Raw genomic sequence first — 25,037 nt, 5'->3', positions numbered from 1 at the left:
TTTATGGCTAGGAGGTATTTTGATATCCTTTAGTTTTTAGCAACCTTAATTTTAACCTTACTATATATTCATGAAGTATATATCTAAAATATATTAATACATTTACCCCTGATCACAAAAATTAACCAACAATCTGCTATACCCCAAAAAAGCCTTACCAACTTTTTTATACTAAAACAAGATCACACAGATTAATTATTCACTACAATGAACCGATTCACTACCACCATTTTCCTTTTTATTTCTCTGAACTCTTTTTGCTTATCCTCTAACGAGATTAATGATATATGTACGCAATGGCGAACCCATGTCGATACAACAAATAATACAGAAGAGATTATCCAATATTGCTACAAAATGTTACCCAAAGTCTCTACAAAATGTCAAGTAGAGATCTATACAGAAATTGGATTTCAATATGCAAACCAAATCAAAATTGATTCTTCTTTATACTTTATAAATAAAGCGATTGCTTTGGGCGAAAAAATAAATGCTAAAGAAGAATTATCCTATGCATATTGCGAAAAAGTTAATGTAATTCTGGCAGGGAAAGGGTATGATAAAGCCAGAGACCTATTAAAAAAAGCTCGAACATTACTTAAGGAGTATCCAGATAGTAAAAGCTGGATTACATATTATGACAAAATGGGGTTGATGTCATATATGGATGATGATTATTATAAAGCTATCGATTATATGGATTCTACAATTATTGCAGCAAATCGTAGTAATTATATCACCAAAATTCATGAAACCTATGAACACATGGGAGTACTATACTCTAAATTAAGTAATTATGAAAAATCAGCAAAAAGTTTCCTAAAATCCTTAGAAATAAAAGAAAAACATAAAGACCTAAAACATATAGCCAGTACATATAGTTTATTAGGAAGTTGTTATAACAAATGGAAACAATATGAAACTGCAACATATTACTTAGAGAAAGGAATTATTTTTAGTAGAAAAAATAATAATCAATTTACCTTATTGGTCAATTATATGGCCTTAGCAGAATCCCAACGCTATCTTAACCTCAATAAAGAAGCAGAAAAATCTGGTGACTCTGCTATTTTTTTGGCAAAAAAAATGAACAATATTGGTCATTTATCAATTATCTATCTTGAGAAGGGAAAACTATATTTTAATAATCTAAAAAACAATCATAAAGCAGAAAGCTATTTTATAAAAGCATATAATAGTGCAAAACAAATTAAAAAAGAAACTCTAAAATATGACTCTACTCAGGCTTTGATCACCTTATATCTTGAAAAAGGAGACTATACAAAAGCAAAAGAACTAATTAAAGAATTAGAGACGATAAATAAAAAAACTCCAAAAATTACCACTAATACAATTTATCTAGAAAAAGCATATAGCCTGTATTATGAAAAAATAAATCAACCAAAAAAAGCATTAACACATCTTAAAAACTTCTACACACTTAAGGATTCTATTATGAATACTGAAGTATATACTAAAGTTGCCCAACTAGAAAAAGAATACGATACCAAAAAGAAAAAACTTACAATAGTAAGGCTTAATCAGGAAAAAGAAGAACAAATCAAAGTTGTTCATGAGGCAAAACAAAAGCAAAAACAGTTCTACTTCTTTATAATATTATTATCCCTGTTATTGATTATCGGTAGTATTATATTTTGGATATTTCAAAAACAGCAAAAACAAATCAACGAGCAAAAAATACTAGCTCTAATTAAAGACCAAGAGTTAAAATTAGTCAAAGCCTCAATTGGTGGGCAGGATAAAGAAAGAAAGCGTGTAGCACAAGAGCTTCATGATAGCATTGGCGGTAATCTCGCTGCCTTAAAATTACAATTTGAAGATCTTTCTAGACAATCATTAAGCACTAAAAACCTTTATAACCAATTAGATGAAACCTATCAACAAGTACGAACATTATCTCATAATCTACTTCCTGATAAATTCTATAAAAATGATTTTATCGTACTGATAAAAAAATACATGACTAATATCGGTGAAGGCAGTAACCTTTCTATCTCAGTTATTGCATATCCAGAAAATGATATTAATGACCTAAATACACAAATTCATAACGAAATATTTGCCATTCTTCAAGAACTAATTACCAATACCATCAAGCATGCCAATGCTTCACAAGTAAATATTCAAATTGATCTAATAAATGATATCATTCATCTACTTTTTGAAGATAATGGAAAAGGATTTGACCCTACCTCTACAAAACCAGGAATAGGGTTATTAAACATAAAAAATCGCCTAAATGACTTAGGTGGTATCTTACATATTGACACTCACGAAAAACGTAGTGGAGCAATTATATCTATGCAAATACCTAAAAAACAACCTATCAAAAAACATAATCCTAATTAATTAAATAGTCAGAAGATATTATTATACGATAACAAAGTCTCAAACTAACACGTTAAGAAGCGGCCCGAAAAATCTTTATGTTCTAGGTAGTAAGCTAGATTTGATTAAGTGTTAAAAAACCTTGTGATTAGGTTTGAAGATAGAACATAAAAAAAGGCTATCATTTCCAGATAGCCTTTTTTAAATCAAATATTTTTTTTCTACTATTCTCCCATAGCTTCTGCTAATGCGGCAGACATACGCTTGTAGGTTCCGTTTTCTAATAGTTCTCGAATCGCGGAAAAAGCTACTAATGTTTCTTCTATATCTTTCATCGTGTGAGAAGCTGTAGGAATTAGTCTCAATAAAATCAATCCTTTTGGTATCACTGGATATACTACTATAGAGCAAAAGATCCCATGATTCTCTCTAAGATCTTTTACCAGAGCCATAGCTTCAGGAATGCTACCTTTTAGATATACAGGAGTTACACAACTCTGTGTAGTTCCTAAATCAAAACCACGAGCTCTCAATCCATTTTGCAATGCATTTACATTTTCCCACAATTTTGCTTTTAATTCTGGCATTGTTCTCAGCATATCCAAGCGTTTTAATGCCCCAACCACTAATTGCATCTGCAATGATTTAGCGAACATTTGAGAACGTAAATTATATTTTAAATAATCTATAATTTCCTGATCTGCGGCAATAAAAGCTCCTGTACTTGCCATAGACTTTGCAAATGTAGCAAAATACACATCTATCTGATCTTGTACGCCTTGCTCCTCTCCTGTTCCTGCTCCTGTAGCGCCCAAAGTACCAAATCCGTGTGCATCATCAACAAAAAGTCTAAAATTATACTTTTCCTTTAGCGCAACAATTTCTTTTAACCTTCCTTGTTCACCACGCATCCCAAAAACACCTTCAGAAATCAATAAAATTCCTCCTCCAGTTTTTTCAGCCATTTTGGTAGCTCGCATTAAGTTTTTGTCAATGCTTTCTATATCATTATGACGATATGTAAATCTTTTTCCTGGATGTAATCTTACTCCATCAATAATACATGCATGCGCATCTACATCATATACGATAATATCATCCTTACTTACCAATGCGTCAACAGTAGATACCATACCTTGATATCCAAAATTTAACAAATAGGCAGCTTCTTTATCAACAAATTCAGCAAGTTCATTTTGTAATTGTTCATGCAAATCTGTATGACCGCTCATCATTCTTGCTCCCATAGGATATGCAGAACCATATGCCGCAGCAGCTTCTGCATCTACTTTACGAACTTCCTCTTTATTTGCTAATCCCAAATAGTCATTGATACTCCAGGTAATAACTTCTCTCCCTTGAAACCTCATTCTATTTGATATAGGACCTTCTAGTTTAGGAAAAACAAAATACCCTTCTGCTCTATCCGCCCATTTTCCTAACGGTCCTTTGTCTTTATAAATCTTATCAAATAAATCTCTCATTTATCAAAAATTGTTTCTTTTAAGTGTGCGAAAATACGGAAAATTGATTTGATGACATAATTATATTCTAAATCACTCAGATAAAATAATCGGCCATTGTCAAATTCTTTTTCTCTTCTACATGCTAATACGTTAGTTTATTGAATGCCTGTAATTTAAATAAATACTACAAACACACCTACAATTCACTAATCAAATACTTACACCATGTACACGTTGAATGTACTGGTATAAACTTATATCTCGTATATACCCACAAAAAAAGCATCAAATTATCATTAGATGCTTTTTTATGTAATTATATTATATTTTATTTTACGAATTCAACCTTTGCGGCATCTACTTCGTTTTTACTATCAAAAAATCCTTGTTCCATCATCCAATCATCACTAAATACCTTACTCATATATCGTGATCCATGATCGGGTAAAATAACAATTACATTACTATCCTCATCAAACTCTCCTTGTTCTGCCAATTGTTTCACACCTTGTAATGCTGCCCCGCTGGTATATCCTAGAAACATTCCTTCTTTCTTTACCAGCTCTCTAGCCGTATGTGCACTATCCTCATCACTTACTTTTTCGAATTTATCGATAGTATCAAAATCGGTAGCTGTAGGGATTAAATTTTTACCTAACCCTTCTATACGATATGGATAAATTTCTTCACTATCAAATTCTCTAGTTTCATGATATTTTTTAAGAACAGATCCATATGCATCGATACCTAGTACGCGTACATTCTTATTTTGCTCTTTTAAATATCTGGCTGTACCAGAAATAGTACCGCCAGTTCCACAGCAAGCTACAAAATGTGTGATCTTACCATTAGTTTGTTCCCATATCTCGGGACCGGTAGAATTATAATGTGCATCAATATTAAGTTCATTAAAATATTGATTGATATATACTGAACCTTGTAGTTCACTATGTAACTTTTTTGCTACCTGATAATAAGATCTTGGATCATCAGCACTTACATGTGCAGGACATACATAGACCTTTGCTCCCATATTCTTGAGCATTGCTATTTTATCCTTTGATGATTTAGAACTTACAGCGAGTATGCAATCATAGCCTTTTATAATACTTACCATTGCTAAGCTAAATCCTGTATTACCACTGGTAGTCTCAATAATAGTACTACCGGGTTTAAGAATACCTTTTCTCTCAGCTTCTTCTATTATATAAAGTGCTATTCTATCTTTTGTGGAGTGCCCCGGGTTAAAAGATTCTATTTTAGCATAGTAATTTCCCGGAAAGCCTTTCATAATTCTGTTTAATTTCACCAGTGGTGTATTACCAATAAGTTCTAAAACATTATTATAAGCCTTAATATCTTCTCTCATATAGTTGTGTTTTAACGCAGGTTTATGGCATTATAGGGGGACCATTAACTGTTACAAAAACGTTACGAAGTTACACTATTTTTTTTAATTAATCTTTTATACTTTCTAAATCTAGTAAAAATGCATATTCTTCTGCTACTTCTTTTAGTGCTTCAAATCGACCTGAAGCTCCGCCATGTCCTGCATCCATATTCGTGTGCAATAATAATACATTCGTATCGGTTTTTAATTCTCTTAACTTAGCTACCCACTTCGCAGGTTCCCAATACTGAACCTGAGAATCATGCAAACCTGTTGTTACCAACATATTAGGATATTCCTGAGCGATCACATTATCATAAGGCGAATATGACTTCATATATTCATAATACACCTTTTCATTAGGGTTACCCCACTCATCATACTCACCAGTTGTCAACGGGATGCTATCATCAAGCATAGTGGTTACAACATCTACAAAAGGTACGGCAGCTACAACACCATTATACAATTTTGGTGCCATATTTATAACTGCACCCATTAATAATCCTCCTGCAGAGCCTCCCATAGCATATAAATGATCCGAAGAAGTATATCCTTGATTAATCAAGAAAGAAGAACAATCAATAAAATCAGTAAATGTATTTTTCTTTTTTAGAAGTTTTCCTTCATCATACCACGATCTTCCTAAATACTCACTTCCTCTCACATGTGCGATTGCATAAATAAAACCTCGATCCAACAAACTCAATCGTACGGTAGAAAAATAAGGGTCTATTGTCGATCCATAAGAACCATATCCATATTGTAATAAGGGGTTTTTTCCATTTTTTTGTATCCCTTTTCTATATACCAAAGATATGGGGATCTTGGTGCCATCGTTTGCCGTTGCCCAGACGCGTTCTGACACATAATTATTTTTATCAAATGTACCTCCTAATACTTCTTGTTCTTTTTTTACATGTTTTTCCTTAGTCTCCATATCAAAATCGATTACCGAATTAGGAGTTGTTAAAGAATTATATGCATACCTTAGGTATTTGGTATTAAAATCTGGATTTGTACTCACATAGGCCGTATACGTCTCATTGTCAAAAGGTAAATAATAGTCAGCAGTACCATCCCACCTTTTAATATTAATTTTATTGAGACCATTATCACGCTCACTTATCACCAAATAATCCTTAAATATCTCAATATCTTCTAGTAATATATTCTCTCTATGCGGAATCAAATCCTGCCAATGTTCTCTGGTTGTATTTTGATCAGAGACTTTCATTAGCTTAAAATTAGTAGCATCATCGGCATTCGTCAAAACATAAAAATGATCTTCATAATGTGCAATTCCGTACTCTACACCTCGGGTTCGAGGTTGAAAAACTTTAAACTGCCCCATAGGATCATCGGCGCGTAAAATTCTATATTCTGATGTTAATGTGCTACTAGAACCGATTACTAAAAACTTTTTGGATTTGGTTTTATAGACAAACGTATAGAATGTATCATCTTTTTCATTGTAGACTTCAACATCTTCAGAAACTGGGGTTCCTAAAACATGTCTATATATTTTATCTGAACGAAGAGTTTCGTCATCCTTTTTTGTATAAAATAGAGTTTTACTGTCTGCAGCCCAAGTGCTTCCTCCTGTAGTAGTTTCAATACTTTCGGGATATACTTCTCCTGTGACAAGGTTTTTTATTCGTATCGTATATTTTCGTCTACTTAATGTATCAACACCAAAAGCGATCAATGTATTATCTGGACTTACATTAAGTCCACTCATTTTATAATAGTTATGTCCTTCTGCTTCTCTATTACAATCAAAAAGAATCTCTTCTTCTGCTTCTAATGTTTCTTTTTTTCTAGAATATATAGGGTAGTCTTTCCCTTTTTCATAACGAGTTAAATACCAGTATCCGTTAAGTTTATAAGGCACAGAAGAATCATCTTCTTTGATGCGGCTCTTCATTTCCTCGAAAAGTGAATCCTGAAAATCTTTAGTATGCTCAGTCATCTTAGCGTTATAAGCATTCTCTTGCTCGAGATACTCAATAACCTCTGGATTCTCTCTATCATTAAGCCAAAAATAATTATCTACACGAAGATCCTCATGTTTCTCTAAATTTGAAGATATTTTTTTAGCGATAGGAGTCTGAACTTTGGTATCCACAGTAGTCATGATCTTTTTTTTACACGAAGTTGCAAAAGTAAGGGATAAAAGGAAAACAACATGTTGAGTTTTCATAATAATCTTGTTAGTTTATTAACAGCCAAAATACTAATTTTGTTTTTATAAATTTAAAACAGAAATCACAATGTTTGGAGACATGATGGGAATGATGGGTAAACTAAAAGAAGCCCAAAAGAAAATAGAAGAAACAAAAAAAAGATTAGATACCGTATTGGTCGATGAGCAAAGCGCAGATGACTTGTTAAAAATAACGATCACGGCAAATCGAGAAATCAAAAGTATTACCATTGCGGATCAATTGCTAGAAGATAAAGAGCAACTAGAAGATTATTTGATCCTTACAGTAAATAAGGCCATTGCAAAAGCGACGCAAGTAAACGAGACTGAATTGGCTGCAGTTGCAAAAGAAGGAATGCCTAATATACCGGGACTAGATAATTTTATGTAATATTAAAAATGTAAATACCATACTTTTCTTTGGTTTTTGAACGATTAAACTATAATAAACTAACAACCAACAGAATAAAACAACATACATAAAAACAAGTTGTCTTTATGGAATAGTTTTTGTTATTTAATCAATATAATATTATAGCAAATGAAAAATATCGTTTTAGTTTTTGGCTTTTTAAGCTTTATTGGTTTTTCACAACAAAACTCAAAAGATCAACTTTGGGTCCAGGATTTTGATACGGCAAAAGAGATCGCAAAAAATGATGGCAAGACAATTCTTATGTATTTTACAGGAAGTGATTGGTGTATGCCTTGTATTATGCTAAAAGAAGACTTTTTTAGTACCGAAAAATTCAAAAACTATAAAGATTCTTATGTATTTATAAAAGTCGATATTCCTAGAAATACAGATCTTCTTACACCGCAACAAAAATCGCATAACTATAAATTACTAGAGGAATATAATGACCAAAAATCCTTTCCGTTAGTAAAAATCATGTCTTATAAAGGTAAAATTCTGGACGAGTTATCAGGGTATAGTTCTTTAAGAGACCCGAGGTATCATTTTGAATTATTAGATAAGTTTTCTAAGTAAATAACACCTTAAACTTCAAAGAAAGGAAAGAAGGGGAAAGAAAGATAGATAGTACCCCCTACAACACTACTACGATAGACAAATTCACTCTTCTAATCAATTACTTGTTATACAACAAAACCTTTTACTAACAAGTATCTTTGTAAGTTATATATAGAAATAAAAAAACTGATCTACATGTTATGCAGATCAGTTTTTGTTAGTTAGTTAAATAAATGACTACAGCTAATTACTGAATTAGTCTAAATTCTGTTCTTCTGTTAGCAGCATGCTCTCTTTCTGTACATGTAACACCATCAGAACATCTGTTTTTGAGTTTTGTTTCTCCATATCCAGCAGCTACAAGACGACTTGCATTCGTACCTTTAGAGATCAGGTAATTTACTACAGATTGTGCTCTTCTATCAGAAAGTGCTTTATTATTTGTTCTTGAACCTCTAGCATCAGTATGAGAAGCTATTTCCATTTTAACACCAGGGTTACTAGCTAATACAGGCATTAAGCGTGTATCGATAATATTTTTTGCTTGTGCAGTCAATGTTGCACTTCCTAAATTCCAGTTAATTGGTAATGCAGAATATTCAACTAGAGAACACTCTACTTCTTTCCAAGTAGTTAACCCTCCTTTTTGTTTTAATACTTCTTTTACCACTTCTTTGAATGTTGGAGGAACAATTACTTCTTCTGTATATGCATCTTTTACAAGTACTGTTTTAGTAATTGTACCATATTCTGCTGGTATTACTTCTTCTACAACACGTGCAGGTTCTGCTACCACTCTTTTGGTATAAGTCCCACTTTGCTCAGGAATTGGATTTGATTGTGTCGAAGCATCGTTAGCTAATGTTTTTACAGGTACGGTTGTAAATTCTGCAGGATACCCTTTATAACACCAGTAACGACAATCATCAGGGTTACCAGAAGCACAGTCAGGAGCAGGAGAACCTAATTCCCATTGCGCATAAGCAGGCTTAATTTCTACAGTTTCTGAACCATTGCCAAGTTTAGCAGGAATAACTTTTAGCGTATTAGCCCCTTGTTTTTTTAAGAAAGTAATCGTTTCTGTTTTGTATTTTGCAGGAACAACTACTAATTTCTTTGATTCTGCCTTAACAATCACTTTCTCTGTTACTGTTTTATATTCTGCAGGGTATGTTTTGAGTTTTCGATACTCAGGAGTAAGTTTTACTTGTATTGTTTGGTTTTCATAGACATCCGGAGTTGTACAACGAACATAACACTTTCCTGGTTCAGGGTTTTGTGGTAAGTCCTGTTGGGCTTGCATTGCAAAGCCTAGAAAAGCAAATAATACAACTAAGTTGATTTTTTTCATAATTAATGGTTTTTTAGTGATTTTTAAGATTGAATAAATTACAAAATTAATGCGTAAAATTCCCTTTGTCCATTATTTTATATTAGTGTATGACTCTATTTTCGACAAGGTGTATCTATTATCGATAAAAAGCATAATTATACAGAAGCCTAAAATTATTTTTTCTTTCTCCTTATAATTCTATAATTTTATCAGAAGCTTAAAAATTAACTCAAAATATTATCCCATGTTTGAACTCAAAAATAAAGAAGGTTCTAATTATCATTTTACATTAAAGGCAAAAAATGGACAAGTTATCCTAAGTAGTGAAGTCTATAACAGTAAGTCTGCAGCAGAAAATGGAATAGAATCTATTAAAAAAAATGCTCAAGAAGATGGACGATATGAGCGTAAAACATCCAAAGACGGAAAATTTTATTTCAATCTAAAAGCTGGTAATGGTCAGATTATAGGAAGTAGTCAAATGTATTCTTCTGAGTCAGGAATGGAAAACGGCATTAATTCTGTTAAAGAAAATACAGCTAATGCTGACATTGTAGAAATTTAACCTCAAAAAAATAAGAGGCCGTCAAAAATTACTTTAGACGGTCTTTAATTTTTTGAATTCTTCTCGCGATGCTTAATTACTTTAAACTATCAATAAAAACTGTGAGCACAATGGTTTTAGTCTTCTCATACTTTTATCCTAATAGTTACTAGCGTCTGGTGTATTTACTGATTATTTTACTCATTAGAAGGTTTTCCTATCGTCGCTAGAATACCACCATCAACATATATAATCTGTCCATTTACAAAATCACTCGCTTTAGTACTCAAAAAAATTGCTGCCCCTTGTAAATCTTCTGGCTCTCCCCAGCGACCTGCCGGTGTTCTGTCAATAATAAATTCATTAAATGGATGCCCTCCTACTCTTACGGGAGCAGTCTGACTTGTCGCAAAATAACCTGGACCAATACCATTTACCTGAATATTATATTTGCCCCACTCGGTTGCCATATTACGTGTCAACATTTTTAATCCTCCTTTGGCGGCTGCATAAGCCCCTACAGTATCACGTCCTAATTCACTCATCATCGAGCAAATATTAATAATCTTACCTTTTTTTCTTTTTATCATACCTTTTACAACATGCTTAGACATAATAAACGGGCTTACCAAATCTACTTTTATTACTTGTTCAAAATCTGATACATCCATATCCTCTAGAGGGGTTCTTTTGATAATACCTGCATTATTTACCAAAATATCAATATCCCCAATCTCGTGTTCTATTCTTTTAATATTTTTGATCACCGAAACCTCATCAGTTACATCAAAAAGATATCCATAAGCATTTAAGTCTAACGCTTTATATTCGGCAATTGCATTATCAAGTTTGGCTTGTGAGGAGGCTCCATTTATTACTAAAGTAGCTCCTGCCCTACCCAAACCTATGGCCATCGCTTGACCCAACCCATGAGTAGCACCCGTTACTAAGGCTATTTTTCCTTTTAAATCAAATAATTTTAATGCCATTATTATTGTTTTATCGATAAATTTTCAAAAATAGTAGTTATCGAATTTAATTTTAATCTATATGAAATGATAACGCTTAAAAATTCTCGCCTCGCACCATTCATTACAAAAGCATAGCAGCATTTGCAGTACCCCAAAGATATAATAAGATATAATATTAGATTTTACAATGCATATACTTGATTAAAAACATGTTAATAAAATTATAATTCATAGCGTCTCTCCATACTTTTTTTGATATCTTCAATTATAGAATATACCAACCACACATAAATATCTCATATAGAGCTTTTAAATCCTATTTTAGTTCTTATGATCATGTCAGAAACTAAATTATAATGGAAATAGATATAGAAATAGAAGAAAGAGATAATAAAGGGGTTGCCATCGCTCGGGAATCAGAAAAAAAAGCTGGATTAATGACCTATTCTATACCGGGAAGTGATTTTATTATCATTGATCACACAGAGGTCGAACCCGAATATAACGGGCAAGGTATCGGTAAAAAACTCTTGTATCATATAGTACATATGGCCCGGGAGAAAAACTTAAAGATACTACCTCTATGTCCATTCGCTAATGCCATGTTTAAAAAATTAGACGACATAAAAGACGTATTAAGATCATAAAGTTATATAGTTCAAAAAAATGGAAATAATAAAAAAATATCAAAAAGATAATTTCACTATTATCTGGAAACCAGAAAAATGTATTCATGCAGGAACCTGTGTAAAAACACTACCACAAGTTTATAAGCCCAAAGAAAAACCTTGGATTACCCCAGAAAAAGCATCTATAAAAGATCTAAAAAACCAAATTGACGCATGCCCGTCGGGAGCATTGAGTTACGAAGATCCTACTTCTTAGCAATCCCAACAAATCAGTCTACCTATTATTCATTAATTATAAAGGATAGTATTAAATTAATTAGTTCACTTTATTTATAAGTCCTATGTCAAATACCAGAATTATTATAGAAGAACGTAGTAGAGATATTGGGGATTTTTTGGTAGGAAGACTCATACCTTTTAGAAAAAAGAGAATGGTTGGTCCTTTTTGTTTTATAGATCACATGGGGCCTTCTCAAATCGGACCTAAAACATTTATGGATGTGGGTCAGCATCCGCATATAGGACTCTCTACGCTCACCTACCTTTTTGAAGGAGAAATTGTGCATCGTGATAGTACCGGCGCTGTAAAGACAATAAAACCCGGTAATGTTGGCTGGATGACCGCAGGAAAAGGTGTAGTACATACCGAACGTACTCCCAAAGAAATGAGAGACGGTAATATATATCCCGTTCATGGATTTCAGATATGGGTGGCTCTCCCTAAGGATAAAGAAGATATACAACCAGAATTCTCGCATACCGAAAAGTCTGAGTTACCTAGTTGGTCAGAAAAGGGAGTTGAATACACATTAATTGCGGGACAAGGGTATGGCAAAAAATCTCCCGTACCTGTATATTCGGATTTGTTTATGATACAACTTATTTCAAAAGAAAAATCAACTATTTCTGTTAAAGGAAATCTGAAGGGAGAAATCGGAATTTGTGTCGTTGAAGGATACATAGAAGCCTGCAACGATAGCATAGAAAATGGTAATATGCTTATATCCAAAGTAAATGATGCTTGTTCTTTTACTATGGGAGAAAACACAAGATTGTTACTTTTTGGTGGAGCGCCTTTTGAGGAAGAACGCCACATTGAATGGAATTTTGTTTCTTCGCGTAGAGATACAATCGAAAAGGCAAAAAAAGACTGGATCAACAAAGATTTTAAAATGGTACAAGGTGAGACCGATTATATCCCCCTACCGGATAGTACCCTACAATCCAAAAAATCATAATACCTTTTAAATCTGATTTTATACTATAAATCCTCCTCTTATTATATCACTTTAGTTTTTTGTTCTTTAAGTGTAAAATAAATGTTGCATTAAAGCCAAAGTGAAAATTTCCATCTTTAAAATTAAAGTTATTTGTTGTTTGTGTTATAAATGCGTCTTCTACCGTACTTCTTGCATTTGTCATATAGAATTGTAACATTACATCACTTAACTCCCAATTTACACCTAGTGCAAAGGCATTATAAGTATCAATAGATTCTAGGGGATTCATTACATGATAATATTCTGATATTATTGACGCATGACCACCTATCTTATGTCTCGCTGCAATACCCAATGCAAATTGATTTTCTGGATCTTCTTCAAAAACGGTTGACCCTCTATGAATAAAAGTAGGTGCCAATTGTACTGAAAATTTGGGATTAAATTTATGTGCAATTAATACTTGGCTTGTCAAAGCTACTTTATCATAAAACTCATCAAATGCATTAATATTTCCGAACCGCTTGCTTCTATAGGATCCTCCTTGAAATAGTGTAACACTTAGAGGAGAGCCTTTAGCATCACTACGCTGTCTAATCAATTTATATTTTAGAAAACCATCAAAAACACCATCAAAGGTAGTTCCTCCTACCCCGATTGTCATTCTATCAGAAACTCCGTACTCAAGTGCTATTCTGCTACTTACTTTGTCAACAAAAAAACTTTGACTATCTTGATTATTAGGAAGATTCCAAAATCTATTGGTCGTTCTTATTTCTAATACTCCTTTTTTTCGATTTTCTATAGAATGTCCCAATGCAATTCGCGTGGTCTTAAAAGTAGCCATCTCATACTGAGGTGTATCGGGATACTCTTTTTCTAATGCATCAAGTAAATTCTGGGCATGTCCCGATATACTCAATGTCATCATTATAAAAAAACATAAAACAAAACATGTGCTATTGTTCATACGGCTGATATTCGAATCTAAATTTTATTGATATAGTTTTTGCTATGTTGCTTGCTAATAGTGGCGGGATTTTGATATCAAAATCCTTAACCTCTACCGTAAAGTCTCCCTCTAGAATATAGGATTCATTCGTATTCTCAATAGTAGTTTTTATTTCTATTTCTTTATCAATACCATGAATACTTAATATTCCTTTTATGATTCTCACTTGCTTTTCTGCTAGTGGATCAAAATTTACGATTGCACCTTCAAAAGTAGCTTTGGGATATATGTCTGATTCTATATAGCTCTCATTAAAATGCTCGTGCATAAGTGATTTCTCAAATACAAACGCTCGCATGAGCATACTGATGGCTATTTCATTTTTTGACAGATCAAGAATGCTTAACACTTGATTATTTTTTGCTTCAATATTTTCTACAGAAGTATAAGAAAAAAAAGAAACCTGTCCCTGACGCGCGATTACCTGATCTGATTTTGAATCAAAGCTGGTAATGGTTATCAAAAAAAATACGAGAGCTAGAATTTTATTCATCCATTTTTTTATTAATCAAAATACAGTTTAACACTATAACATCTTTAAGAAATCCTTTGCAAATACCTTTTATTGAAACGTTTTGATCTTTTTTAAGGTCTTTGACTTCTTGTTTTTGACTTGATTGCATATCACATAATATGTAAGATCCTTTATCATTACCATACAATACAATCGTTGTTCTATTGTTCAAAAAAGTGATTTCTTTTATGACACCACTAATTTCTATTACTTTTTCGGTATACATAGAATTCGCTAATTCTTCATTTTCGCGAAACTTAGATATCAATACTTCCGAACGTATTCCTACCTCTGTAGAAATGGTGGTAACATCAATAGATTCTCCTTTATTTATCCACAAAAAAAGACCAAAAAATAGTGCAATACCTCCTGTCAAATATATTATTTTGTTTTTTTTATTCATAGGCTTGAGCAACCTCATATTCAAAATTAATTCTCATCAAAAGTATCCACCAATCATTCTCTATATTTTTTTTACAATTTATAAAATTTTAACATAAATAGAAGTATACGGGAGAATAGTTATACTAAACTCCCATACCTTCTTCAAATAACCAAACGAAACGAACTTAAATTTTTATTGTACACATCTATTATATCAATGGTAACGTTATTTATTATTTAACACTTTATACAATGAGAATCAAAACTTTAATATTACTATAAAACTCATCTTATACATTAAATACTACATCGATCATTATTCTTGTACCGGTATTCTCATCTTTTGGTTTTACTGTGACGCTCCCCCCGAAGCATGGTATAAAATATTGACCAGATGAGAATCTCCGGCAGAAGTATTTTTTGTTATCACGTTGTCAAATCTTCTGCATCCTCTATATCTTCAGAATCATCAGTTATATATGAATCATCATTCCTACAACTTGTTATAAGTACAAGAAGTGTTGCGGCATATAAAAAATATAATATGAAGCTAGAAATTATTGTTTTCATGATTATCTGTTTTTGGGATTACCTTAGGCAAATGAATAACTATTAGAAGGAATTTGCCAAAAAACCTATGCGAAGAGGAAAAAAATAGTGTTGAAAAGGAAAAAATACCATTCGGGTTTATGGTAATTTTGATTATACAGACTAACTCAGAGAAAACCTACAAAACACATATAAAAGAATTAGTATAATTTTGAGAGATTTCCCCGTAAAAATTAAACTCGGAATAAGGAATTAAAATGATTTTCTAAAAAAATATTATTTTCGTCTTATTAATAAAACTCTTTATTAGTCGTTTTATTAATACCCCAAACCCCAAATAAGTGACCTTAACCACATGAAAAAAGACAAATTATATTTTCTGACTTTTATCTCTATATCAATTATTTTTTTGATTATAGCTTCTCTAAGTGTTCACTATTTTATTAGAGTAAGTGCCAACCAGCAAATCGAAGTACAAATAGAATCCAGTAAACGAGAAGCCAACGAGATGGCTAATTTAATTGGGTTTCTTCTTGAGGGAGGAATTGATAAAACTAAAGTCATTTCTGATGTTCAAAAAACAATAGAAAATTCTAATACCGAAACTGGCTTCATTTGTTTATTTGACTGGTCAGGAAAAGAAATCTGTCACCCTGATATTACAAAAGTAGGACTAAAAGTAAGTTCGAATAAGTTACTTCTATCTTCTGCCAATCAAGAAATCAACTCTGATGAATTATATGAAATTCTTATTAATAGAAAAAAATCTAATAGTTCCCAAAGTATTGATTCATTCGAGATAGCATCAGAAATCATACATATAGCTCCTGTAAAAAATTCTGATTGGATCGTTGCGGCTCATATTAATGTAGGAAAAATGTCTGATCAGATGAAAAAACTGCGAAGAAACTTCTACTATATATTTATTATAATGGGAGTTCTTATCATTTTATCTTCATTTTTGGCTGTTCGATTAATTGGTAGTAATTATGAAAAACAACTAGAACTTAAAAACACAAACTTAGAGACCGAAGTTATAAGTTTATCGAAGCTTAACACAGACCTTGTTGCATACCAACAAAAAGTGGTCTCAGAAATTGATACTCAAGAGGATGTACCTGAGTCCCTATCTGATTCTGGTAAAAAAAGAATCCTTACTTATATTAGACACGAATTAATTCCTATTGCAATTTCAGAGATTGCCTATATCTATACAGAAAACACGATCACTTATGTTATATCTAAGGATGGTAAAAAGTCTACTAGTAATAATAGCCTTGATGATATTTATACAAACCTAGATACTACTATATTTTTTAGAGCAAATAGACAATTTATAATTAGCATTGCGGCAATAGAAAAAATTATAAAATATGGTAATAGTCAGCTTAAGATATTAGTACGACCTGATTCTTCGGTAGAAATCATTATTAGCAAAAATAAGGCTTCTGAGTTCAAACAATGGTTAAATATGTAATGTTACCTATCTCATTACCATTTGAACAATTTCTTTCTATTTTTAAAAGATTACTTCGTCGTTCCTCCTCGTAATGACAATAACACGTCATTGCGAACGTAGTGAAGCAATCTATATAATATAGCATTCTCATTAGTAAGATTACTTCGTCGTCCCTCCTCGTAATGACAATAATGCGTCATTGCGAACATAGTGAAGCAATCTCTATAATCTAATTATTCTCATCAATAAGATTACTTCGTCGTTCCTCCTCGTAATGACATACAACACGTCATTGCGAACGTAGTGTAGCAATCTATATAATCTAATTATTCTCATTAATAAGATTACTTCGTCGTTACTCCTTGTAATGACATACAACACGTCATTGCGAACGTAGTGAAGCAATCTGTATAATATAGATTCCCATTAGTAAGATTACTTCGTCGTCCCTCCTCGTAATGACAATAACACGTCATTGCGAACGTAGTGAAGCAATCTGTATAATATAGATTCCCATTAGTAAGATTACTTCGTCGTTCCTCCTCGTAATGACAATACAACACGTCATTGCGAACGTAGTGAAGCAATCTATATAATCTAATTACTCTAATTAATAAGATTACTTCGTCGTTCCTCCTCGTAATGACATACAACACGTCATTGCGAACGTAGTGTAGCAATCTATATAATCTAATTATTCTCATTAATAAGATTACTTCGTCGTTACTCCTTGTAATGACATACAACACGTCATTGCGAACGTAGTGAAGCAATCTGTATAATATAGATTCCCATTAGTAAGATTACTTCGTCGTCCCTCCTCGTAATGACAATAACACGTCATTGCGAACGTAGTGAAGCAATCTGTATAATATAGATTCCCATTAGTAAGATTACTTCGTCGTTCCTCCTCGTAATGACAATACAACACGTCATTGCGAACGTAGTGAAGCAATCTATATAATCTAATTACTCTAATTAATAAGATTACTTCGTCGTTCCTCCTCGTAATGACATACAACGCGTCATTGCGAACGTAGTGCAGCAATCTGTATAATATAGCATTCCCATTAGTAAGATTACTTCGTCGTTCCTCCTTGTAATGAAGACATTTGATTAAGTGAAGTTAAATAGCCAGCCATTAGATAAATCATTCCATTCTAAATTATTAGCATTTATCAAATCTTCTTTTCGTTTTCTATTACCTGCTTTTAATTGCTTTTCTCTAGTAATTGCTTGATTAATGTCATCAAATTCTTCGAAATAAACAAGTTTATCACAATTGTATTTAGAAGCGAATCCTTTGTATACTTTCATTTTATGTTGATATACTCTTTTTAATAAATTACTTGTAACACCAATATAGATTACTGTATTATTTTTATTAGTCATAAAATATACATGTGACTTCTTCATAAAGTAAAAGTACACCATTGTGAACATAATAAAGTAATCTCTATAAACTAATTATTCTCATTAATAAGATTACTTCGTCGTTCCTCCTCGTAATGACATACAACACGTCATTGCGAACGTAGTGAAGCAATCTCTATAATCTAATTACTCTAATTAATAAGATTACTTCGTCGTTCCTCCTCGTAATGACATACAACGCGTCATTGCGAACGTAGTGAAGTAATCTATATAATCTAATTACTCTAATTAATAAGATTACTTCGTCGTTCCTCCTCGTAATGACATACAACGCGTCATTGCGAACGTAGTGAAGTAATCTATATAATCTAATTACTCTAATTAATAAGATTACTTCGTCGTTCCTCCTCGTAATGACATACAACGCGTCATTGCGAACGTAGTGAAGTAATCTATATAATCTAATTACTCTAATTAATAAGATTACTTCGTCGTTCCTCCTCGTAATGACATACAACGCGTCATTGCGAACGTAGTGAAGTAATCTATATAATCTAATTACTCTAATTAATAAGATTACTTCGTCGTTCCTCCTCGTAATGACAATACAACACGTCATTGTGAACGTAGTGAAGTAATCTATATAATCTAATTATTCTCATTAATAAGATTACTTCGTCGTTAATCCTTGTAATGACAATACAACACGTCATTGTGAACGTAGTGAAGTAATCTATATAATCTAATTATTCTCATTAATAAGATTACTTCGTCGTCCCTCCTCGTAATGACAATAACGCGTCATTGCGAACGTAGTACAGCAATCTCTATAATCTTAATTATTCTCATTAATAAGATTACTTCGTCATTCCTCCTTGTAATGAAGGGACAGCCAAAAAATCAGAAATACCCCAAAATATGCTGTTTAGTTCAGTTCTATTTTTTCCCTTTCAACCCTAATTTTCGCACTTTCATACAGTTTAATTTGATGTAAGCCCGCTATTCGCGGTTACTTTGCATCAACAACAAGAACAGATACGTTCGAAAAAAACAAACCCAAAAACTCCTTTGAAAATGAAAAAAACACTCTTGATTTTAGTTGCAAGCATTGCTTTTTTAGCCTGCGAAAACAATGTAGAAGAAGAAACTGGCAATGAGCAAAATGATACTCCAGAACAAAATGATCCTGATACTGATGAGCAAAGCGAAGTATGTGATACTACGATCTCATTTAGTGATGACGTCAAATCTATTATCGACACCAATTGTATTGGTTGTCACGGGGGTAGCAGATTTCCTGATTTAAGAACATATGAGAATATAAGTATTAATGCTCAAAACATTCGCGGGCAAGTAGTTAGTAGAAGAATGCCACAAGGAGGATCTCTTACCAATGATGAGATAGAATTAATAAAATGCTGGATTGATAGTGGAGCCTTAGATAATTAATTCTTACCTACTTATAAATAATACTATGATAAATACTAAAAGAATGCTTTTGATGGTATGGATACTGTTCACTATTACGGGTGGTGTACTTATTGCAAACAATATATACAATACTAAGACGGCAAATATTGCTAGTATCACACCAAATATAGTAACTAGTTCAAGTACACTATTAAACGAGTATAGCACTGATGAAAATACGGCTAACTCAAAATATTTAGACCAAATCATAGAGGTTTCTGGTAAAATATCTGAGTTAGATACTGTAAATGGTAAAGCTATCGTACTGCTAAGTGATAATTCGTTTTCAGGGAATGTTATTTGTCATATTTCGCCCGAAGAAAAACAAAAAATCACTTCTCTAAAGAAAGATCAAGATGTCACCATAAAGGGAGTCTGTACAGGTTACCTCATGGATGTAATTCTTATACAATGTATTCTTATTAACTAATTCTAAAAAAAAGAAAAAAATGCGCATCATTCGTTCATACCTGATTAAACAAGACATTACCTTTTTAGCCAAATTCTGTTTTCACAGATTATGTAAATCCTTTGTTTTTTATTCGCATTGGTCGTAGTTAAAACAACCTCAAATCATCAATAAAATACTAACAAAAAATCTTGTAATGAAATCAATACATATTCTATTCATGAGCCTACTTCTTATAAACGTTGCACAGGCACAGAAAAAATTTATAACAAAAAAAGGATTCACTTCCTTCTATTCTCACTCACCATTAGAGGATATTACTGCAAAAAACCATCAGGTTCTGAGTATTATTGATGCAGAAACCGGAGACATTGCTATATCGATATTAATGAAATCATTTATGTTCGAAAAATTACTAATGCAAGAGCATTTTAATGAAAATTACGTGGAGTCTGACAAATATCCAAAAGCATTTTTTAAGGGAAAAATTCTTCAGTTCTCTACCATAACCTCTGGACCCCAAACAGCGACCGTAGAAGGTTTATTGACTATCCATGGAGTTTCGAAAAAGATTCAAACCGAAGTTGAAATAACAAAAAATGATTCTAACATTCTCCTAATCGGTAGTTTTCCTGTGGCAGTCGAAGAATATAATATCAAGATTCCTTCTATCGTAATTAAAAATATAGCAGAAGTCGTAAAAATAGATTTCACTCTAGATCACCAACCTTATAAGTAAACATCATGAAAAAACTAATCTTTCTTACTTTTTTGACTATCGGTCTTAAAGGATTTTCTCAAGATCTTTTTGATATTCTTGAAAACGAATCTCCAGAAACCAAAATAATAACCATTGCTACTTTTAAGGGAACCCGGATATTAAACGGGCATTCTATAGAGAATAGTCCAAAAAAAGGATTGGTATTTCTTATCTCCCACCGTTTCGGAAGAATAAATACAGGTATTGATGAACTCTATGGTTTGGACCAATCAAATATTCGCTTTGCGTTTGAGTATGGAGTAACAAATGATCTTATGCTTGGTTTGGGTCGAAGCAGTTTTGATAAAACATATGATGGTTTTTTTAAATACAAAGTACTAAAACAAAGCACAGGACCTAATTCGTTACCCGTATCGGTTTCTATGTTTGGAAGTGCAGCCTATAGAACACTAAAAGACTTCGACCCTGCTAATGAACCTACAGCAAGTCAAAAGATGTCTTACACAGCTCAAATTTTAATGGCCAGAAAATTTAGTCCCGGTTTTTCGTTACAAGTATCTCCGACTTATATCCATAGAAACTCGGTAGCTCTTACCAATGATCCTCATGATATTTTGGCGGTTGGTATTGGTAATCGTATCAAAATTAGTAATCGGGTGTCTATAAATGCTGAATATTATTATACCCTTGACCAATTATCTTCTTTCGAAACTACAAACTCTATTGCATTTGGTGTAGACATAGAGACCGGAGGACATGTTTTTCAGATGATTTTATCCAACTCTATTACAATGATAGAAAAAAGTTTTATCACCGAATCTACTGGTGATTTCTTTGGCGGAGATATTCATTTTGGATTTAATATCTCAAGAACATTTCAGATGGGAAAACATAAAAAAGGAAAGCTTAAAAAATAACCCATAATTATACCCCAAATGATATACAGAAAAGCATATAAAGTAACAGGAGATGATGTAAATGATTTTATGGTAATGCAACGTTTTGCATATTTATCATATACCTCTCGTGCGTTCGAAAACTTTTTATTTTCTAAAGGTCTTTCGAAACAAAAAATGCAACGTTTACAACTTGGTCTACAAGGAGTAAAAGAAGAAATTATTTATCAAAAAAACTTGATGTTTACGCAATCCTTTTTTGTGAATTTAGAATGTTTTGCACCTACTTCGGATACAAAAAAATTAGCAATAAAGAGTCGGTTTTTTAATATCGAAAACCAATTATGTGCGATTGTTCATACAGACCTTTATTGGTATCATCACAGTAAACAAGCCATTATACAACCACCAAAAAAAATTGCCAAGAATTTTTTGTGTTAGTGAGATGTTGCCCCGTATGGTAGTACTAAACAGTGTTAATATGCTGTGCGGTACTACCATATTTTTTTATATTTTCTTTATGTAAAACCTTTTCAATTACATATTCGTATAGCCTTTCAATTTTAGTAACAGGCACTTTTATTTTTACTTTTTGTTTTTTGCTTTGCGCATAAATAAAGAAATCCTTATAACAAAACAAATAGACTTAGAAGATGCTATAAAAATGATTGATCTAAGCAAAAACTTAAAGCATAAATGTATTACTTAGTCTATTATGTTCTACTGGACTTCGAAGAAGTGAACAATTAAATCTAATAATCTGGGATATTGACAGTAAAAGTATGCTGATCAAGATAAGACAAGCTAAAGGTAATAGGAATCGATATACGATTCGTAGCCGCTCTGTTCTATAGAGTCTTAGAAAATATTATAAAGTATACAGACCAAAATTATACTTATTTGAAGCAATTGAAGATCAAAGAAAATATTGTATTGCCAGTGTATCTAAAATAGTTAAATAAGGTACTAAAAAAGCTAAAATCAACCAATCGGTGGATCCATATATGTTAAAACATTCTTTTGCTACAATTTATTAGAAAATGGTACTGATATCAGATATATTCAATCTCTTTATAGGACATCGTAGTACAAAAACAACTGAAATATATACTCAAGTCGCAGTAAATAATTTTAAATCAATTAGAAATCCACTAGATTTGGGAAAAATATAATGGAAATATGTGTACCGGTACACATATTTAATTGTTGGCAGTAATTAGAAATGGGAAGAAGTTTTGGCATAGTAGAAAATAAAGTTAATGAAACTGCTTTCTTCTTAGAAAAATTGAGAGAAGAGGAGAACTATCATCATTTAGATGAGCCACAATTTTATTTAAGTGCATTCTTGTCAGCCTGCAGAAGTGTAACTTTTGCATTACAAGCTTCAATTTCTGACTTAGATGGGTTTTCTGAATGGTATGAAAATAAACAAACCGAATTAGCTAAAGACAAACTCGCTCGGTTTTTTCTGGTGACAAGAAACGAATCGCAAAAAGTAGGATTTTATGTTATTGGAGGAGCTTCATCCTATACTGACGAAAAAGGTAATGATAAAATGAAATTTAATTTCCAAAGATTAGCTCCAACCTCAAACGAGTATATTCCAGATGAAGACGTTGTAACAGCTTGTGATATTCACTTTAAGAATATTTTAAATTTGATTTATGAAGTTTTTCAAAAATTTGGTAAACACATAGACTCTAAACAATTTTTTACAATGAAAAACTTAAAAGAATCTGGATTAACTATTGAAGATTTTGAAAGACAAGCTGGAATGCCTGAGGGATGGACAAAAGCTGTACCTCTGGAACACAGAGTAAGATTAATTAGAGAAAGTCAGCCTCCACCAAATATTGATAGAATTTTTATCCACTATTTGGGAAAAAATAGATTTGGAGAAATAGAAGAATAAACTACTGCCAACACGGTGTATAAAACATAGCTAATAAGTGCTTAACCGAAAGGTTTGTATATATTTAGAAAGTCCGCCAAATTTTTAATTTGGCTTTTAAATAGAGAAAATTAAAAACAAAATATAAAAATTCGGCTCTGTGTTTATCCGAAAAGTTAGTGTCTTTTTGCACGCTACGTTTCATACACAAGTCCGTTAGCGGTAATGTCTAAAAAAAATAGAAAATGAATCTATATACATATTGTAAATCTTGTAAAAAAGACATAAAAATAAAATCTCAAGCTGATACAAGGCACGATTTACAAATGGAAAAAGGTAGAGAATTTAAAGTAAATTGTCTTAGTTGCGGCAGTATAGAAAAGAAACACGTGAATGATGTAAAAGCTGAAGTCAATAATAAGATAATATATTTCGGTATTGGATTAGGCGTAGTTGCAACAATTACATTACTATATTTTTATGGCGCAATTGGAACTTTAAGTGGTCTTATACCTATCCTATTTTGGAGACAACAAATGAGCTCAATTAAATCTTTTAATTCATTTATGGTTAAGCGATGATTAAAACCAAATTTTTAATATTGCTGGTATTAATTTTATGTAGCTGCAATAAATCAAATTTTAATAATGATTTATTCCTAGACATGACAATTGAAGATACAATTACAATCAAATCTAGACATACCGATTGTGGAGAATGGGGCGGACACTTTGAAATCATGAAGATTTATAAGACTAATGAAAAATTAATGCTAAACTTTCAAAAAGACACTGTAAATTGTCCAGATCCAAGCTTATTTAAAAGACGTGTTATTGAGGAATGGACAACAGAATTATCAATAAAAAATCAATCTGATATAATGCATTTTTTCCAAATTATGTTTTCTGATAGTTTTAAAGCTCGCAGTTCTTGTCGTAATTCTAAATCTTGGAGTGTTGAAACTAATAACTATTTTTTAGATGTAACCAAAAGAGATTGTGGCTCTAATTGGGGAGGCTTTGAACAGTTAAAAAAGAAAATAACTACCGCTAACAAAGTGTATGAAAACATAGCTAAATAAGTACTAAACCAAAAGTTTGGTGTTTATTTACAAAGTCCGCCAAATTTTTAATTTGGCTTTTAAAAAGAGAAAAATTAAAACAAAATATAAAAATTCGGCTCTGTGTTAACCCGAAAAGTTAGTGCCAATTTTGCACGCTACGTTTCATACACAGAACGTTACCCAACATTAGGTACGTTAAACAAACATCCTTTAC

The 25,037-nt window shown here is 32.1% G+C and carries 27 protein-coding genes; 17 read left to right on the top strand and 10 right to left on the bottom strand.

Features of this window, described 5'->3' with window-relative positions; genetic code table 11:
* Positions 1-207: 207 nt before the first annotated feature.
* On the top strand, positions 208-2,370 hold the full coding sequence (locus tag DZ60_RS0118300) for a tetratricopeptide repeat-containing sensor histidine kinase (RefSeq protein WP_081740530.1): 2,163 nt from the start codon (positions 208-210) through the stop codon (positions 2,368-2,370).
* A gap of 203 nt (positions 2,371-2,573) precedes the next feature.
* On the opposite strand, the gene DZ60_RS0118295 is transcribed toward DZ60_RS0118300, so the two are convergent.
* From DZ60_RS0118295 to DZ60_RS0118285, 3 genes are all read right to left on the bottom strand, one after another.
* The gene (locus DZ60_RS0118295; protein WP_025743471.1) at positions 2,574-3,833 is read right to left on the bottom strand and encodes an aminotransferase class I/II-fold pyridoxal phosphate-dependent enzyme; all 1,260 of its coding nucleotides are present in this window, start codon (positions 3,831-3,833) and stop codon (positions 2,574-2,576) included.
* Positions 3,834-4,143: 310 nt separating this feature from the next.
* Complete coding sequence (locus tag DZ60_RS0118290) at positions 4,144-5,184, bottom strand: PLP-dependent cysteine synthase family protein (RefSeq protein ID WP_025743470.1); 1,041 nt, start codon at positions 5,182-5,184, stop codon at positions 4,144-4,146.
* 88 nt (positions 5,185-5,272) lie between these two features.
* On the bottom strand, positions 5,273-7,408 hold the full coding sequence (locus tag DZ60_RS0118285) for a S9 family peptidase (RefSeq protein ID WP_034230100.1): 2,136 nt from the start codon (positions 7,406-7,408) through the stop codon (positions 5,273-5,275).
* Positions 7,409-7,478: 70 nt separating this feature from the next.
* On the opposite strand from DZ60_RS0118285, the gene DZ60_RS0118280 reads away from it, so the two are divergent.
* Together DZ60_RS0118280 and DZ60_RS0118275 are read left to right on the top strand one after the other, a co-directional pair.
* Positions 7,479-7,802: a YbaB/EbfC family nucleoid-associated protein gene (locus DZ60_RS0118280; RefSeq protein ID WP_025743468.1), complete on the top strand. Its 324-nt coding sequence runs from the start codon at positions 7,479-7,481 to the stop codon at positions 7,800-7,802.
* 150 nt (positions 7,803-7,952) lie between these two features.
* Complete coding sequence (locus DZ60_RS0118275) at positions 7,953-8,402, top strand: thioredoxin family protein (RefSeq protein WP_025743467.1); 450 nt, start codon at positions 7,953-7,955, stop codon at positions 8,400-8,402.
* A 229-nt stretch (positions 8,403-8,631) separates the two neighbouring features.
* On the opposite strand, the gene DZ60_RS0118270 is transcribed toward DZ60_RS0118275, so the two are convergent.
* Entirely contained in the window at positions 8,632-9,735 is a 1,104-nt protein-coding gene (locus DZ60_RS0118270; protein ID WP_025743466.1) for an OmpA family protein, read from the bottom strand.
* Positions 9,736-9,961: 226 nt separating this feature from the next.
* On the opposite strand from DZ60_RS0118270, the gene DZ60_RS0118265 reads away from it, so the two are divergent.
* The gene (locus tag DZ60_RS0118265) at positions 9,962-10,282 is read left to right on the top strand and encodes a YegP family protein (RefSeq protein ID WP_025743465.1); all 321 of its coding nucleotides are present in this window, start codon (positions 9,962-9,964) and stop codon (positions 10,280-10,282) included.
* A gap of 176 nt (positions 10,283-10,458) precedes the next feature.
* Here the strand turns inward: DZ60_RS0118265 and DZ60_RS0118260 are convergent, their stop codons facing one another.
* A complete protein-coding gene (locus tag DZ60_RS0118260; RefSeq protein WP_025743464.1) occupies positions 10,459-11,250 on the bottom strand; it encodes a gluconate 5-dehydrogenase in 792 nt (263 codons plus the stop codon).
* 338 nt (positions 11,251-11,588) lie between these two features.
* Between DZ60_RS0118260 and DZ60_RS0118255 the strand changes: the two genes are divergently transcribed.
* The 3 genes from DZ60_RS0118255 to DZ60_RS0118245 all read left to right on the top strand — a co-directional run bounded on the left by DZ60_RS0118255 (position 11,589) and on the right by DZ60_RS0118245 (position 13,099).
* The gene (locus DZ60_RS0118255) at positions 11,589-11,879 is read left to right on the top strand and encodes a GNAT family N-acetyltransferase (protein WP_394332033.1); all 291 of its coding nucleotides are present in this window, start codon (positions 11,589-11,591) and stop codon (positions 11,877-11,879) included.
* A 19-nt stretch (positions 11,880-11,898) separates the two neighbouring features.
* Positions 11,899-12,117 (top strand): (4Fe-4S)-binding protein, encoded by a 219-nt coding sequence (locus DZ60_RS0118250; protein WP_025743462.1) that lies wholly within the window; start codon positions 11,899-11,901, stop codon positions 12,115-12,117.
* Between the two features lie 85 nt (positions 12,118-12,202).
* Positions 12,203-13,099 (top strand): pirin family protein, encoded by an 897-nt coding sequence (locus DZ60_RS0118245; RefSeq protein ID WP_025743461.1) that lies wholly within the window; start codon positions 12,203-12,205, stop codon positions 13,097-13,099.
* Positions 13,100-13,145: 46 nt separating this feature from the next.
* On the opposite strand, the gene DZ60_RS0118240 is transcribed toward DZ60_RS0118245, so the two are convergent.
* The 4 genes from DZ60_RS0118240 to DZ60_RS25310 all read right to left on the bottom strand — a co-directional run bounded on the left by DZ60_RS0118240 (position 13,146) and on the right by DZ60_RS25310 (position 15,561).
* A complete protein-coding gene (locus tag DZ60_RS0118240; protein WP_241448760.1) occupies positions 13,146-14,012 on the bottom strand; it encodes a DUF5777 family beta-barrel protein in 867 nt (288 codons plus the stop codon).
* A 28-nt stretch (positions 14,013-14,040) separates the two neighbouring features.
* Positions 14,041-14,586 carry a YceI family protein gene (locus DZ60_RS0118235; protein WP_025743459.1) on the bottom strand — a complete coding sequence of 182 codons (546 nt, stop codon included), beginning with the start codon at positions 14,584-14,586 and terminating at the stop codon, positions 14,041-14,043.
* Positions 14,579-15,010, bottom strand: a complete 432-nt coding sequence (locus DZ60_RS0118230; RefSeq protein WP_025743458.1) for an OB-fold protein — start codon at positions 15,008-15,010, stop codon at positions 14,579-14,581. Before DZ60_RS0118230 ends, DZ60_RS0118235 begins: the two co-directional genes overlap by 8 nt.
* A 407-nt stretch (positions 15,011-15,417) precedes the next feature.
* Positions 15,418-15,561 (bottom strand): hypothetical protein, encoded by a 144-nt coding sequence (locus DZ60_RS25310; protein ID WP_161634441.1) that lies wholly within the window; start codon positions 15,559-15,561, stop codon positions 15,418-15,420.
* Between the two features lie 334 nt (positions 15,562-15,895).
* On the opposite strand from DZ60_RS25310, the gene DZ60_RS0118220 reads away from it, so the two are divergent.
* Positions 15,896-17,017 (top strand): LytR/AlgR family response regulator transcription factor, encoded by a 1,122-nt coding sequence (locus DZ60_RS0118220; protein WP_025743457.1) that lies wholly within the window; start codon positions 15,896-15,898, stop codon positions 17,015-17,017.
* Positions 17,018-18,115: 1,098 nt separating this feature from the next.
* On the opposite strand, the gene DZ60_RS0118215 is transcribed toward DZ60_RS0118220, so the two are convergent.
* Complete coding sequence (locus DZ60_RS0118215; RefSeq protein WP_025743456.1) at positions 18,116-18,415, bottom strand: GIY-YIG nuclease family protein; 300 nt, start codon at positions 18,413-18,415, stop codon at positions 18,116-18,118.
* A 1,032-nt stretch (positions 18,416-19,447) separates the two neighbouring features.
* Here DZ60_RS0118215 and DZ60_RS0118210 point away from each other — a divergent pair.
* The 9 genes from DZ60_RS0118210 (at position 19,448) to DZ60_RS0118170 (ending at position 24,841) form a co-directional block, all read left to right on the top strand.
* Positions 19,448-19,822, top strand: coding sequence for a c-type cytochrome (locus DZ60_RS0118210; RefSeq protein WP_081740532.1), 375 nt, complete (start codon positions 19,448-19,450; stop codon positions 19,820-19,822).
* A gap of 25 nt (positions 19,823-19,847) precedes the next feature.
* Positions 19,848-20,273, top strand: a complete 426-nt coding sequence (locus tag DZ60_RS0118205) for an OB-fold protein (RefSeq protein ID WP_025743454.1) — start codon at positions 19,848-19,850, stop codon at positions 20,271-20,273.
* A 175-nt stretch (positions 20,274-20,448) separates the two neighbouring features.
* A complete protein-coding gene (locus DZ60_RS0118200; RefSeq protein ID WP_025743453.1) occupies positions 20,449-20,991 on the top strand; it encodes a YceI family protein in 543 nt (180 codons plus the stop codon).
* Between the two features lie 5 nt (positions 20,992-20,996).
* Positions 20,997-21,890, top strand: a complete 894-nt coding sequence (locus tag DZ60_RS0118195) for a DUF5777 family beta-barrel protein (protein WP_025743452.1) — start codon at positions 20,997-20,999, stop codon at positions 21,888-21,890.
* A gap of 18 nt (positions 21,891-21,908) precedes the next feature.
* Positions 21,909-22,310, top strand: coding sequence for a thioesterase family protein (locus DZ60_RS0118190; RefSeq protein ID WP_025743451.1), 402 nt, complete (start codon positions 21,909-21,911; stop codon positions 22,308-22,310).
* A gap of 251 nt (positions 22,311-22,561) precedes the next feature.
* Entirely contained in the window at positions 22,562-22,723 is a 162-nt protein-coding gene (locus DZ60_RS25790; RefSeq protein ID WP_081740531.1) for a tyrosine-type recombinase/integrase, read from the top strand.
* Between the two features lie 368 nt (positions 22,724-23,091).
* On the top strand, positions 23,092-23,781 hold the full coding sequence (locus tag DZ60_RS0118180) for a hypothetical protein (RefSeq protein WP_025743450.1): 690 nt from the start codon (positions 23,092-23,094) through the stop codon (positions 23,779-23,781).
* Between the two features lie 224 nt (positions 23,782-24,005).
* Positions 24,006-24,341: a hypothetical protein gene (locus DZ60_RS0118175; protein WP_025743449.1), complete on the top strand. Its 336-nt coding sequence runs from the start codon at positions 24,006-24,008 to the stop codon at positions 24,339-24,341.
* Entirely contained in the window at positions 24,338-24,841 is a 504-nt protein-coding gene (locus DZ60_RS0118170) for a hypothetical protein (RefSeq protein WP_034230095.1), read from the top strand. The genes DZ60_RS0118175 and DZ60_RS0118170 overlap by 4 nt, the downstream gene beginning before the upstream one ends.
* The last annotated feature ends 196 nt before the right edge of the window (positions 24,842-25,037 follow it).

Origin of the sequence: Aquimarina pacifica, assembly GCF_000520955.1 — a bacterium.
GTDB lineage: Bacteria > Bacteroidota > Bacteroidia > Flavobacteriales > Flavobacteriaceae > Aquimarina > Aquimarina pacifica.
The sequence above is the reverse complement of the archived record's forward strand: the minus strand, read 5'-3'. Positions and strand labels throughout refer to the sequence as shown.